This is a genomic window from Yersinia pekkanenii (genome assembly GCF_001152565.1).
Taxonomy (GTDB): Bacteria; Pseudomonadota; Gammaproteobacteria; order Enterobacterales; family Enterobacteriaceae; genus Yersinia; species Yersinia pekkanenii.
In genome coordinates this window covers 20,805-34,349 of the sequence record NZ_CQAZ01000030.1, presented here as the reverse complement: position 1 = coordinate 34,349, position 13,545 = coordinate 20,805, and the positions used below count along the sequence as shown (strand labels likewise).

Sequence of the window (13,545 nt, the reverse complement as noted above, 5' to 3'; positions counted from 1 at the left end):
GCTCTTGTGTTAAACAAATGGATGAAAAGGTTTTTGTCCAATGTTTGTCTTTGGGAGTAGGAAATGAAGCCTTTCTTGCGCTGGTGTTACGTTGCGACAGCACTCATGCTGGCAGGATGCAGCAACCATGATTGGCGTAAAGACGAGGTGTTGGCTATCCCGTTGCAACCTACGTTGCAGCAGGAAGTGATTCTGGCTCGCATGGAACAAATCCTTGCAAGTCGGGCACTTACGGATGATGAGCGCGCGCAGCTTTTATATGAGCGCGGAGTGCTGTATGATAGCCTCGGGCTACGGGCACTAGCGCGAAATGATTTTTCGCAAGCGTTAGCTATTCGTCCTGATATGCCAGAAGTTTTTAACTATCTGGGCATTTATTTAACGCAGGCAGGCAATTTTGATGCTGCCTATGAAGCGTTTGATTCTGTACTAGAGCTTGATCCAACTTACAATTACGCGCGTTTAAACCGGGGTATCGCTCTCTATTATGGCGGTCGACTCCCGTTGGCGCAGGATGATCTGCAGGCGTTTTATCAAGACGACCCAAATGATCCCTTCCGTTCGTTATGGCTGTATTTGGTGGAAAGAGAAATCGATCCTAAGACAGCTGCAGTAGCGTTACAACAGCGCTATGAAAAATCGGACAGAGGGCAATGGGGATGGAATATTGTCGAATTCTACCTGGGCACGATCAGCGAAAAAACGCTGATGGAAAGGCTCAAGGCAGATGCAACGGATAACACTTCGCTCGCTGAGCATCTCAGTGAAACTGACTTCTATTTAGGTAAACATTACCTAAGTCTGGGGGACAAGAACACCGCTTCGGCGCTGTTCAAACTGACGGTAGCTAACAACGTTCATAACTTTGTTGAGCACCGCTATGCATTGTTGGAATTGGCGCTTTTGGGCCAAGAACAAGACGACCTATCGGAATCGGACCAACAATAGCTGACGAACAACTATTAGCCTGATATGCCTTGGTTTTTACCAATGTTAATCACCCTGACAGGTGATGGCATTTTTGTTCGTTTTATAATCTAATTTGAGCCGGTTCACACTTTTCAATGAAAATGACTGAAAATTTTCTCGACGAGTTATGTAGACTGGCTGCCATTATTAATGAGGCACGTGTACATGACTACTGAGCTTGAAACCTCTTTTGCTGATCTGGGGCTATCCGCTCCTATTCTTTCCGCTCTGACTGATCTTGGTTATGAAAAACCATCTCCTATCCAGTTGGAATGTATCCCACACCTGTTGAACGGCCGTGATGTTCTCGGCATGGCGCAAACAGGCAGTGGTAAAACAGCCGCGTTTGGTTTGCCGCTGTTACACAATATTAAAGCTGAGCTGAAAGCTCCACAGGTTCTGGTGCTGGCACCGACCCGTGAGTTGGCTATTCAGGTCGCACAGGCATTGTCTGATTTCTCTAAACACATTAATGGCGTCAACGTGGTGGCCCTGTACGGCGGCCAGCGTTATGACGTTCAATTACGCGCTTTGCGCCAGGGGCCACAAATTGTTGTTGGTACCCCAGGTCGTCTGTTAGACCACCTGAAACGCGGTACTCTTAACCTGTCCAACTTGAGCGGTTTAGTGTTGGATGAAGCAGATGAAATGCTGCGTATGGGCTTTATCGAAGACGTCGAAACTATCATGGCGCAGATCCCGGCTGAACATCAGACCGCGCTGTTCTCTGCTACCATGCCAGATGCTATCCGTCGTATTACTCGTCGCTTCATGAAAGATCCACAAGAAGTCCGTATTCAGTCTAGCGTCACGACCCGTCCTGACATTAGCCAGAGCTTCTGGAGAGTGGGTGGCGGTTATCGCAAAAACGAAGCACTGGTACGCTTCCTGGAATCTGAAGATTTCGACGCGGCTATCATCTTCGTACGAACCAAAAATGGTACTCTGGAAGTTGCAGAAGCCTTGGAAAGTAGCGGTTATAACTGTGCTGCGTTGAACGGTGATATGAATCAGTCTTTACGTGAACAGACACTGAACCGCCTGAAAGATGGCCGTTTGGATATTCTGATTGCAACTGACGTTGCTGCACGTGGCTTGGACGTTGACCGTATCAGCTTGGTAGTAAACTATGATATCCCTATGGATTCAGAGTCTTACGTTCACCGTATCGGCCGTACTGGTCGTGCCGGCCGTGCGGGTCGTGCGTTGCTGTTCGTTGAGAACCGTGAACGTCGTCTGTTGCAAAACATTGAACGTACGATGAAGCTGACTATTCCAGAAGTTCAGTTGCCAAACGCTGAGTTGCTGGGCGAACGTCGTTTAGCTCAGTTTGCCGCTAAAGTTGGCCAACAACTGGAAAGCAGTGATTTAGAGCTGTACCGCGCATTACTGGCTAAGCTGCAACCAGAAGAAGAGTTTGATATCGAAACTCTGGCTGCTGCACTGCTGAAAATGGCACAAGGCGAACGTCCTCTGATCCTGCCACCAGAAGCACCGCGTCGCCCACAACGTGAATTTAATTCCCGTGATGACCGTGGTAGCGATCGTGGTAATGACCGTGGTCGTGATCGTGGTGATAGCCGTCGTGAGCCTCGTCCTGATAGCCGCGCTGACAGCCGTGATGGTAGCGAACGTCCAGCACGTCGCGAACGTCGTGATGTCGGTGAGATGGAACTGTACCGCATTGAAGTTGGCCGTGATGATGGTGTTGAAGTTCGTCATATCGTTGGCGCTATCGCTAACGAAGGTGACATTAGCAGCCGTTACATCGGTAACATCAAGCTGTTTGCTTCGCATTCAACTATCGAATTGCCAAAAGGCATGCCGGGCGAAATGTTATCTCACTTCACCCGTACCCGTATCCTGAACAAGCCGCTGAACATGCAGTTGTTGGGTGATGCGCAGCCACATGAACGCCGTGAGCGTCCTGCTGGCGGTACCGGTGGTGAACGTCGTGGTGGCCGTCCAGCCGGTGGCGAGCGTCGTGAAGGCGCAGGTGCTCCTCCTCGTCGTTCATTCGGTAGCGACCGTGCTCCAGCCGCTGCTAATGGCGGTGGCGAACGCCGTGGTAGCCGTGATGGTCAGCGTTCAGCGGCACCACGCCGTGATGATGCAGCAGCGCCAGCCGCAGCCGCACCGACTCGTCGTCGTTTCGGTGACGCATAAGTCTTAGTCATCTCTGATGATTAAATAAAAAACCAGCCTTCGGGCTGGTTTTTTTATGCTTATAATTTCTCGCCAGTAGGCTGGTTATAGTGGCGCAACAAGCGGCAAGTCTTGCTGCAAACTGGCAACTATTTCAAATGAATACAACCGAGCTTGCTGATCAAAAATCTGGCCATTAACCATCAATTCGTCGGCCTGAGTTTCACGCAGCAATGACTGAAGCCCATGACGCACTTTACTTTTATCCCCAATAATAGATAAGCGTAGCGCCTGATCCACACCAAATTGTTCGGCGGGTGAGCAGATCTTATCCATATTCTCTACTGGTGGCGGTAGTTGACCCGGCGTGCCTCGGCGCAAATTGACAAATTGCTGCTGCATGGAGGTAAACAGGAAACGGGCATCGCGTTCGCTATCTGCGGCAACCACGTTCACACAAACGATAGCATAGGGTTTTGGCCATTGAATGGACGGCTTGAAGTTTTCCCGATAGAGCTTGAGCGCCTGGAATAACATATCTGGTGCGAAATGTGAGGCGAAGGCGAACGGCAGGCCCATGGCTGCAGCCAGTTGCGCGCTATACAGGCTGGAACCCAGTAACCACAGTGGAACATGCAATCCTTGGCCCGGTACCGCCTGTACCGCTTGGCCCGGCTGCACTTCAGCAAAGTAGTTTTGCAGTTCGCGCACATCGGCCGGGAAGTTATCTACCTCACCGGACAGGTGACGGCGTAGCGCCATCATGGTGCGCTGATCACTGCCGGGCGCACGACCCAGACCGAGATCGATACGGTCTGGATAGAGAGACGCGAGGGTACCAAACTGCTCGGCAATCACCAACGGCGAATGGTTAGGCAGCATGACACCACCGGATCCCACACGGATAGTGCTGGTACCCCCGGCAATATAGCCAATTAACACCGAGGTTGCCGCGCTGGCAATACCGGTCATATTATGATGCTCAGCGAGCCAATAGCGCTGATATCCCCACTTTTCAGCATGTTGGGCCAGGTTCAGCGAGGCATGAAAAGCATCCCGTGGGGTTTTTCCCTCAGCTATCGGTGATAAGTCGAGCACCGAGAGCGGTACGGTCTTTTTGTCAGTGATAGAGATATTGTTATCAGTCATAGAATCGTCCATCTTAACCTTATGTCGAGTCGCTTGAAGGGCGAACGCATTATCCCCTAGGTACTTGAAGTCGCAGCCTACCTGTAACGACAAGTACTTTGGCGCTATATTGAGTTATAACCGCATTAATCTACTCACAAAAAATGACATAAAATGCGAGGCTATTACACTTAGCAGCATAATCTAAATCGCTACAGCCGAAGGGGTAATAAATGCGGACAATAAAGGACTATTGAATTTATGAAAAAGAAAACATTATTTACCCTGTTATTGGTCGTGGTGGTGATTGCCATGGCCGTATTGTTCCGCGCCCATAATCAAGACCTGCTGTTGCAGGGGGAAGTGGATGCACCGGAAGTTATTGTGTCGTCTAAAGCGAAAGGCCGGGTGATTGAGCGCCATGTAGAACGCGGCGATGATGTCAACGTCGGGCAATTGTTGATAACACTGGAAAGCCCGGAACTGATGGCCCAATTAAGTGGGCTGGAAGCCGCCCGCGATCAAGCGCAGGCGCAGTTGGATGAATCACTGCACGGTACGCGGGAAGAGAGTATCCGTAACTTGAGAGCTAATCTGGCCCAGGCCCAGGCGGAATATGACAATGCGCTCCACACCTATAACCGCAATACCAGCATAGCCGCTAAAGGTTACGTATCTGCGTCCGAGCTGGAAAGCTCACGCCGTGCCAAAGATACGGCATATCAGCAGGTTCAGGCCGCTCAGGCTAATTTAGATCAAGGTTTACACGGTGATCGCGCCGAACTGCGTGATAAATATGCCGCCGCGCTCCGTCAGGCTGAACAAGATTTGGCACAATTGAAAGTACAGACTGATGATTTGCAGGTACGAGCACCGGTTGCGGGTGAAGTTGGTCCGATCCCAGCAGAAGTGGGGGAGTTGCTCAATGCCTCCAGCCCATTACTGACATTAATTCGCCTGCCGCAGGCTTACTTCGTGTTTAACCTGCGCGAAGATATTCTGGCCAGTGTGCGCAAAGGGGACAAAATTACGTTGCGGGTACCGGCATTGAAAGATAAAGAAATGAGTGCCGAAGTACGCTATATCGCCCCGCTGGGTGACTATGCCACTAAGCGCGCGACCCGTGCCACCGGTGATTTTGACCTGAAAACCTTCGAGGTTCGCCTCTATCCGGCACAAGCTGTCGACGGCTTACGGCCGGGGATGAGTGCTCTCTGGCAGTGGAAAGAGTAAGTGGAAAAGGTCAGAGGCAAGGCTATCAACAAAATACGGGCAGGCTGGCGCTGTTTTAGCGGTTATTTTGGCCAAGAAACACGCGCGGCATTTCGCAGCCCGGTGTTTCACTGGCTCAGTTGGTGCTTCCCATTGTTGCTGTTTATCTTAATCAGCAGCAATTTTTCTGAAGGTACCTTGCTGGATTTACCGGTCTCAGTGGTTGATAACGACCATTCGCCGTTATCCAAATCACTAATCCGTAAACTGGATGCCGGTTCTCATGCGCAGGTGGTGGCTTATGAGGGCGGATTAGATGAAGCATTGCGTCGTCTGCGCAGTGCACAGGATTACGCCTTACTCTACATTCCGATTAACTTTGAAGCCGATGCCTTAGCGGGTCGCCAGCCTAGCATCGTATTGTATTACAACGCATTATTTTATGGTGCTGGTTTATATGCCACGCAAGACTTCAGTGGACTGATAGCGGAAGCCAATACCACTTACCGTACTATTATTGCCAGTGAAATGGGTAAAACCCTACCACTGTTGGCAAATGTGACACTCTCCTATGGCAGCCTGTTCAATGCGAGCGGCAGTTATATCTATTATCAGCAATTTGCCGCGACCATCCATTTATTGCAGCTATTTGTTATCACCTGGATGATTTATGTTTTGGCACGCAGCAAAGCGTTATTGACGGCCAGGCCGTTCAGTTTGGCTCTGTTGGGCAAGCTGGCACCTTACACTCTGTTTTTCACCACGTTGCTAATGGTGGAAATTGCGATGCTGGTGGGGTTCTTTGGCGCTCGGGTCAGTGGCAACCCGTTGTTTATGCTGTTGATTGGTTTCTTTTATGTGATGGCAGCGCAGAGTATCGGGGTGTTGCTCTTTACCTTTACCAGTAGTGCAATCACCGCTTACAGCCTGATCGGGATTATCGTCAGTATTGCATTAACCTTTTCCGGTATGGCTGTGCCTGAGTTGTCGATGCCGCTACCGGCACGCATTATTTCCAATCTCGAACCACTGACTCATGCGCTTTATGCCATGTTTGATGTATTCCTACGTCAGGTTCCGGCCAGTGCGATTTTCAGTGTTTGTGCCATTTTACTGGTCTACCCACTGGTAACGTCTTTGCTGGTGCGTAACCGCCTGCTGATTCGGCTGCAAAAGCAGGAGACTATTTGATGAGTAGTGGATTAAAAAGCTATTGGCAGACATTCAGCCGAGTGCTCATGGGGATGCTGGAAAAACCAATGTGGTTAATGCTGCTGGTATCGCTGTGCGTAATGAGCATGGTGTATGCCAACCACACGGTATGGGATCTGCCGGTCGCAGTCGTTGATCAAGACCACAGCACTGTCAGTCGGCAATTGATTCGCCAACTGGATGCAACCTCAAAAATTGCGATCAAAACCTATGATAGCTTGCCGGAAGCTCAGCGCGACCTGGCGTGGCGTAAACTCTTCGCCGTGATCATTATGCCGACGAATCTGGAGAAAAAAATCCTCAATGGTGAAAGCATTGTGATCCCGGTTTATGGCGATGCCACTAACCGGCTGGCCAATGGCCAGATCCAGCAAGATGTGGTGGCTGTCTATCAGCAATTGTTGATGGAGTATAACGGTGGCTTGTTATTGCGCAGTGGTTTTACTCCCCGGCAGGCCGACGTTTTGCTGACTCCGATTCTTGGACAGACGCTGGATGTGTTTAACCCCGGTATCAGCTTTGCTGCGATTATCTTCCCCGGTCTATTAGTGATGTTATTACAGCACTCATTATTGATTGCCTGTGTTCGGGTGAGTATTGCCATGAAGAGTGCCCCCTCGGGGAAGCCCTCTATTCCGGCTTATCTGGGTGGGCTGTCTGCGTTACTCCCTATCTGGCTGTTTTTGTCGATTGTGCTGTTTGTGCTGTGGCCGTGGGTGCTGGGTTACCGCCAAACGGCATCCATTCCGGAAATACTGCTGTTGACCTTCCCGTTCTTGCTAGCGGTGTTGGGATTGGGTAAGTTGGTGACGGAATGCTTGCGCAGTGTGGAAATGATTTATCTGACACTCTCCTTTGTCACCATGCCGGTATTTTATATTTCCGGCACTATTTGGCCGCTACAAGCCATGCCGGGATGGGTGCGGGCTATCTCTTCTATGCTGCCTTCAACCTGGGCGACTAAAGCCATTGCTGGGGTCAATCAGATGGGGTTATCCCTACGCGATGTGCTGGGAGATCTGCTGATGCTATTACTGCTAGGGGCGATTTATACCCTGATAGGCATTGGTGTTGGCGCATTACGTAACCGGGTCGGGTTACGGGCGCTGTTCCGCCGTAAGCATAACGTCAGTTAACCGCCATGGGAATATCGGGCGCAGCAGTTGTTACGCCCGATGTATTAGCCCGATATAGTGCTACGCCCGATGCTGCTATGCACTTATAAAACCGGTTATGACGCTAACTCCAGCCCGGCAAGACGCCGCCAGTAGCCGTTACAATCCGCTTTATCGGTTAAGGTCAGTGGCACCAAACCTTGCTGGTTGGCTCGGAACTGGTCGATAACATTCAGCGTCTCAATACCTTGCGGTGAGAGACGGACGATATCCACTAATCCTTGCATGGAAATCAGGTCATTACCCAGGTTATAGCAATAGCCACTTTGGGTCTGAATGCCGTTGAGGACGAATACCTGTTGCTCTTCCTGCGATAACACCGGTCGCCCTTGCGGGTACTTAATGCAGCAGGTTTCGCAGTCATCTTTAGCCCGGTCTTCAGAGCGCGCAGTGAAGCAGCGAGCAGAATAAGCCAGCGGCAGGTGGCCGTAGCTCAATACTTCTACCTCAAACTGATGGCGAAACCCCAGCTCTTCGCACTGTTGCAGCACATTTATAAGCCAGTCACGTGATAACTCAACCGGCATACACCACCGCATCATGCCCTGACGGTGTAAAATCCGCAGGGTATAGGCGTTGTAGCAATTCAGTGCATGGCCGGCAACAAACGGCAGGCCACGCTCGGCCACCATATTCACTGCGCCCAGATCATTGGCTTCCAGCAAGAACGCGCCGTTCTCCACATAGCGCTTTAACTCGTTCAATTCTGACGGTGCTTGCAGTAGCGCCAACGTAGAAATCACCACCTGCTTACCACTGGCCGCGACTTCTTTGGCGAGAGTCAACCAGTCACCCACCTTCATTTCACGGCGCTTGGTACAGACATTCTCACCGAGATAAATAATATCGGCGCTGCTGCTAACGGCTGCCTGATAAAAGGCTTCAATATCAGTTTTTGGCCAGTAATAGAGCACTGCGCCTAAGGCATATTTCATATTTCCTCCGGCTACTGCCATTTACGATGATAAGCGCCCAGCGTGGTTTGGGTACCTTCGGACATTGCACCCAGTTGTTCCATCCATTCGGCTTTGGCGGTAAATTGCGCTGGATTAGCCTGATAGTGGTCAATTGCTTGTCGCCAGACTTTGGCAACCTGGCTGACATAGGCCGGGCTGCGTTGGCGGCCTTCAATTTTCACCGAGGCGATATTAGCGGCAAACAATTCTGGCAGCAGCTCAAGGGTATTCAGGCTGGTGGGTTCCTCCAGGGCATGGTAACGCTGGCCATCCACCAGATAGCGCCCTTTGCATAGGGTGGGATAACCGGCATTTTCGTTATCTTTATAACGGTCAATCAGCACTTCATTGAGACGGGATTCCATCCCTTGCGAGGTTTGCTGCCAGCGGACAAAGCGCGCCGGTGAACAGGCCCCGACGGTATTCGGTGATTCACCGGTTAAATAGGATGAAAGATAGCAACGGCCTTCAGCCATAATGCATAAGCTGCCAAAAGCAAAGACTTCCAACGGCACCGGGCTGGTGCGTGACAGCTGTTTCACCTGATGCATTGATAGCACGCGTGGCAATACCACTCGCGCCACATCGAAATGGCGTTGATAAAAGCGGATAGCCTCATCGTTGGTGGCCGAAGCCTGTACCGATACATGGCGCTCAACTTCGGGATAGCGTTCGGCGGCATACTCCAGCATCGCCAGATCCGCCAGGATCAGGGCATCAGCGCCAAGTTGCGCCGCCATATCTACTGCCCGCTGCCAACGGGAATAACCATTGGGGTGGGCGAAGGTGTTGATGGCGATATGTAATTTACGCTTACGGCTGTGAACGTAATTGACCGCTTCCTGCAATTTTTTATCGGTGAAATTAAGGCCGGCAAAATGGCGGGCGTTGGTATCGTCCTTCAAACCGATATAAACCGCATCGGCACCATTATCGATGGCAGCCTTTAATGCGGGTAAGTTGCCGGCGGGACAAAGCAGCTCCATAGAATTTTCCTGAATGAGTCAACGGTTCACCTTGCTGAGGTTACCGCTGGCAATTATTGTTCCTCATCCGAAGATGATATTCGTGGTGATGAAAATCTTATCGAGTGGCGATTCTAGTTAACCTGCTCCATCCGGACCTTGATTTAAGGCAGTTTCTTTGGCATTGGTGCCATTCTCCTGATATTTAGCAAGACTTTCAGAGACAACTTGGTGCAAAATTTATTGATATACACACTTACTTTTTTATCTGGATTAAGAGGAGTCAGCCTGTGTTGGGAGAACTACGAGCATGTCTAGTGCGTCAAGGGCCAGCGCTGCTGCGGGGTCCGTTAAAATTGACACCATTCGCTCTAAAGCGTCAGGTAATAGAGCAAGTTCTGGGGTGGCAACTTCGTCAGGCGCTGCTGGACGGAGAACTGGCGTTTCTGCAATCTCGTTGGTTAAAAATTGAAGTACGCGACCTCGCATTGCAATGGTTTATGACGGTAGAAAACGGTAGGCTGGTGGTAAGCCAGCAGGCTGAGGCGGATGTCAGCTTTAGTGGTGATGCCAATGATCTGATTTTGATCGCTGCCCGTAAAGAAGATCCGGATACGCTATTTTTCCAGCGCCGGCTACGAATTGAAGGGGATACCGAATTGGGCCTGTATGTAAAAAACCTGATGGATGCCATTGAATTGGACTCTATGCCGACACTACTGCGAGTGGGTCTGCAACAATTGGCTGAGTTTATTGAAGCCGGTCAGCAAGAGGGTGCGGCGAATGCTTCCCGTACATTGGCATCGTGCTTATCAGGGTTGAAATTCCGGTGGATGCACCGGGGATCGACGCTCTCTTGCGCCAGGCTTTCAAGCGAGATGATGAAGCAGAACTGGTGCAGCAACTACGCGAGGACGGCTTACTGACATTGGGTATTGTGGCGACTGATGATGAAGGTGGTGTTGTCGGTTATGTCGCATTTAGCCCGGTTGATGTCGGCGGCGAAGACCGTCAATGGGTTGCTCTGGCACCACTGGCAGTGGATGAGAGCTTGCGTCGACAAGGTCTGGGTGAAAAACTGGTCTATGAAGGCCTTGATTCTCTGAATGAGTTCGGTTATGCCGCGGTAGTGGTGTTAGGCGAACCCGCCTATTATCAGCGCGTTGGCTTTGTTCCCGCCGCTCGTCATCAATTGACCTGCCGTTGGCCTGGTACTGAAGAGGCCTTTCAGGTTTATGCGTTGGCAGAAGATGCACTGATTGACGCTGATGGTGAAGTGGTATTTTCTGCCCCGTTTAATCGGTTTTAACCTCTAGCAACGATATCAACGAAGGGGGCTGGTTAATCACCAGCTTTTCTTTTTGCGGCTTACTGAGCTGCTTCACCCGATATTCCATTTTCAATGCAGTCGAACGATCCCCTGCTTCACAATGAAATACCAGCATTAACTCCCCTTTACCCCGCAGCGCTTTTGCACCTTTCCCTGCCTGATGTTGCGCCAATCGGCGTGTCACATCGGTGGTAATACCGGTATACAGCATGCCAGTGGCAGTGCGCAGCAGATAGAGATGCCAAAGGCTGTCCGACATAATTTTATTCCAGTCCTGGGGTAGCGGTGCGGAATATTATTACCGGAATTGCGTATAACAGTTTGATTTTTTTATCTGCCCAGTGGTCAGTACCAGAAAAGAGGGAGGGGGAGAAGTTGCCCCCCTCTTATAAAGAGGTTTAACCAAATTGCGGTAGCCCATTGTTGACTAAGGGAATGTCTATCCGCATGACCTGCTGTTGACGGGTCAATTCGATAGACAATATCTGGCCATTATTCTCTACCTCGACGTGCAATAACGGGTCGTGGATGTTCATATCAAACACGCACGTAACTTGTGCCTCCGGTTGATGGTTACGCAAAATCAGATAGCTGATATCACGTACTGAAGGATTGGCCGGTGCTAGCCCTTGGAATAGCGTAGCATCGGCCGCCAGCCAAAGTGATAGCGGGTGTGCTGCTGTCTGATAGCAACACTGGGTCACACCATTAAGTGGTTGGGCGCTAACCTGATGCAAATATTGCAGGGGGCCACTGTCACTGAAGGCTGCGCTTTTCCCCCTCGATTCTGTTACTACTCCATCGATATGCAGTGTCCAATCCCACTGCTGTTGATGTGGATTGGCGATATTGCTGATATCAATGATGGCATCTTCCAGCCACAAAATACGGCGACGGAATTTTACGTCTCGATAGGAGAGGCTGTCCCACTGAATCCGGGTATGGCTGTCCAATTCTGGCGCAGTTTCTCCCCAATCAACCTCTGTATCCAGCCAACTGAAGTTTGCCGATTGATGCCAGTTATGGATAACCGGTACTGCTGGTGGCTGATTGGCCTGGTTAATACTGAGCGTATTGTGAGTTGCACTATTTTTGTAGTAGCCATAATGCAGTTGTGCACCGTAACCGGTGGTGCCCAAATCTGGCAGGATCTCGTGCCCTTGCTCAAATAGAATTAAATTCAGCCGATCATAATGATCATGTTCACCACCATACGGGCTGTGTTTTACCAGCAAAGCACGGCCTGCTTGTGGCTGGCGTAAAATGGTCAGCCCGCAATCCGGTGCATGCAGTGTATCTGTCGGTATGACATCAATTTTTTGTGGTGGCAATTCCTCAACACCGTACAGCAGGGCATCCAGATTTAAGCGCGGTCGTTGGCGATAAATATGTTGTAAGGCAGCGGCATATTCATCATTGCCATAAGTTTTAAACGCGAATTCATATAAATCAGCGTGATTGAGCTGCTCTTGCCCGGCAGTACAATCGTTGATTCGTGGGAATGTCCCGTCGGGCATTAACAGTTTGAGCGGGAAACTGAGCATATTGCGGTAATAGGGCAGGGCCAGCAGGCTATAGCGGCTGCCTGCGGCCAGCTTTTCAAATGACCAGAAGCCTTGCAATGCATAAAAGTGATAATGCACCGAGCCTTCGAACCACAGCCCTTCACTGAACAACCCATGCTCCAGTTGATAGCGCAGGCCATAATCTGCGTTGACGGCAAACTCAATATAGTGCTCTTCAGCCAGGATCAGACCGATCACCGCGATCGCACTGCTGATTTTAACTTCATGGTTATGCAACTGACGGGTACGGTGTTGCATCAGGAAATCTGCGCCTTCGCGCAATAAGCGCCCAGCGATGCAGTCGCGCTGTTCCTGGCTGAGGGCATCGGCGATAAAATCATAACCCAAAGCAAAATCGAGCAGACAATTGGCCTCACACAGCGTTTGTGCATTGGCCTTGCCCGGTCCGTTGTACGGAATGCCGCCGTGAACTTGGTAATCAGGGTAGTAGCGGGCATAATTGATCAGAATATCCCGCACTTTATTGAAGTAGCACACCTCCCCAGTTAACTGCCACAGCAGCCCTAGCTGATTACAGGCTTTGGCATTCAGTCCATTAAGCGCCCGCCACCAGGCACCGTCATAGGGTTCGCCGCTGAACAACTGGGAGTCTATCGGGCAACGGTGCTGAGTGGGTGAGTTAAGATCCCATTCCAGTCGTACCCCGTGATCCGGGCAATAATAGTAATGGTTCCAGGTGGCGATACCGGTGGCAGGAACCCGTGTTTCTGAGTTCAAAATCACCTGATTATCCGCAATCAGTGTGGCAATAATCGCCGGGTGCTTTACTGTATTTCCCTGTTGTTGCGCTATATTTCCTTGTTGTTGCACCACCCGCTGGCGGATTTTAGCCATCTGCTGATCGGTAAACTGCTTCATATCTGGTGT

The 13,545-nt window shown here is 50.6% G+C and carries 12 protein-coding genes and 1 pseudogene; 8 read left to right on the top strand and 5 right to left on the bottom strand.

Features of this window, described 5'->3' with window-relative positions; all coding sequences use genetic code 11:
• Window positions 1-63 precede the first annotated feature (63 nt).
• From nlpI to AEP37_RS15270, 3 genes are all read left to right on the top strand, one after another.
• Window positions 64-948 carry a lipoprotein NlpI gene (gene nlpI, locus AEP37_RS15275; RefSeq protein ID WP_048619046.1) on the top strand — a complete coding sequence of 295 codons (885 nt, stop codon included), beginning with the start codon at window positions 64-66 and terminating at the stop codon, window positions 946-948.
• Window positions 949-1,064: 116 nt separating this feature from the next.
• Window positions 1,065-1,145: a protein YrbN gene (gene yrbN / locus AEP37_RS27920; RefSeq protein ID WP_096335046.1), complete on the top strand. Its 81-nt coding sequence runs from the start codon at window positions 1,065-1,067 to the stop codon at window positions 1,143-1,145.
• Window positions 1,135-3,135: a DEAD/DEAH family ATP-dependent RNA helicase gene (locus AEP37_RS15270; RefSeq protein WP_049614140.1), complete on the top strand. Its 2,001-nt coding sequence runs from the start codon at window positions 1,135-1,137 to the stop codon at window positions 3,133-3,135. The genes yrbN and AEP37_RS15270 overlap by 11 nt, the downstream gene beginning before the upstream one ends.
• An 84-nt stretch (window positions 3,136-3,219) precedes the next feature.
• On the opposite strand, the gene AEP37_RS15265 is transcribed toward AEP37_RS15270, so the two are convergent.
• A complete protein-coding gene (locus AEP37_RS15265) occupies window positions 3,220-4,275 on the bottom strand; it encodes a luciferase-like monooxygenase (protein ID WP_049614139.1) in 1,056 nt (351 codons plus the stop codon).
• 228 nt (window positions 4,276-4,503) lie between these two features.
• Here AEP37_RS15265 and AEP37_RS15260 point away from each other — a divergent pair, with 228 nt between their 5' ends.
• The 3 genes from AEP37_RS15260 to AEP37_RS15250 are packed head-to-tail and all read left to right on the top strand — an operon-like array spanning window position 4,504 to window position 7,802.
• The gene (locus AEP37_RS15260) at window positions 4,504-5,475 is read left to right on the top strand and encodes an HlyD family secretion protein (RefSeq protein ID WP_049614138.1); all 972 of its coding nucleotides are present in this window, start codon (window positions 4,504-4,506) and stop codon (window positions 5,473-5,475) included.
• Between the two features lie 24 nt (window positions 5,476-5,499).
• The gene (locus AEP37_RS15255) at window positions 5,500-6,645 is read left to right on the top strand and encodes an ABC transporter permease (protein ID WP_049614164.1); all 1,146 of its coding nucleotides are present in this window, start codon (window positions 5,500-5,502) and stop codon (window positions 6,643-6,645) included.
• Window positions 6,645-7,802 carry an ABC transporter permease gene (locus AEP37_RS15250; RefSeq protein ID WP_049614137.1) on the top strand — a complete coding sequence of 386 codons (1,158 nt, stop codon included), beginning with the start codon at window positions 6,645-6,647 and terminating at the stop codon, window positions 7,800-7,802. Before AEP37_RS15255 ends, AEP37_RS15250 begins: the two co-directional genes overlap by 1 nt.
• Window positions 7,803-7,897: 95 nt before the next feature.
• Here the strand turns inward: AEP37_RS15250 and AEP37_RS15245 are convergent, their stop codons facing one another.
• Both AEP37_RS15245 and ubiU read right to left on the bottom strand, forming a co-directional pair.
• The gene (locus AEP37_RS15245; RefSeq protein WP_049614136.1) at window positions 7,898-8,776 is read right to left on the bottom strand and encodes a U32 family peptidase; all 879 of its coding nucleotides are present in this window, start codon (window positions 8,774-8,776) and stop codon (window positions 7,898-7,900) included.
• An 11-nt stretch (window positions 8,777-8,787) separates the two neighbouring features.
• Window positions 8,788-9,783 carry a ubiquinone anaerobic biosynthesis protein UbiU gene (gene ubiU, locus AEP37_RS15240; RefSeq protein WP_049614135.1) on the bottom strand — a complete coding sequence of 332 codons (996 nt, stop codon included), beginning with the start codon at window positions 9,781-9,783 and terminating at the stop codon, window positions 8,788-8,790.
• 269 nt (window positions 9,784-10,052) lie between these two features.
• Between ubiU and ubiT the strand changes: the two are divergent.
• Together ubiT and AEP37_RS15230 are read left to right on the top strand one after the other, a co-directional pair.
• A pseudogene (gene ubiT / locus AEP37_RS15235) lies at window positions 10,053-10,571 on the top strand (ubiquinone anaerobic biosynthesis accessory factor UbiT); the annotation flags it as partial.
• A complete protein-coding gene (locus tag AEP37_RS15230; RefSeq protein WP_049614134.1) occupies window positions 10,568-11,071 on the top strand; it encodes a GNAT family N-acetyltransferase in 504 nt (167 codons plus the stop codon). The pseudogene ubiT and the gene AEP37_RS15230, both read left to right, overlap by 4 nt.
• On the opposite strand, the gene AEP37_RS15225 is transcribed toward AEP37_RS15230, so the two are convergent.
• Window positions 11,058-11,351, bottom strand: a complete 294-nt coding sequence (locus tag AEP37_RS15225) for a GIY-YIG nuclease family protein (RefSeq protein ID WP_049614133.1) — start codon at window positions 11,349-11,351, stop codon at window positions 11,058-11,060. The genes AEP37_RS15230 and AEP37_RS15225 overlap by 14 nt on opposite strands.
• A gap of 139 nt (window positions 11,352-11,490) precedes the next feature.
• Complete coding sequence (locus tag AEP37_RS15220; RefSeq protein WP_049614132.1) at window positions 11,491-13,536, bottom strand: heparinase II/III domain-containing protein; 2,046 nt, start codon at window positions 13,534-13,536, stop codon at window positions 11,491-11,493.
• Window positions 13,537-13,545: the final 9 nt, after the last annotated feature.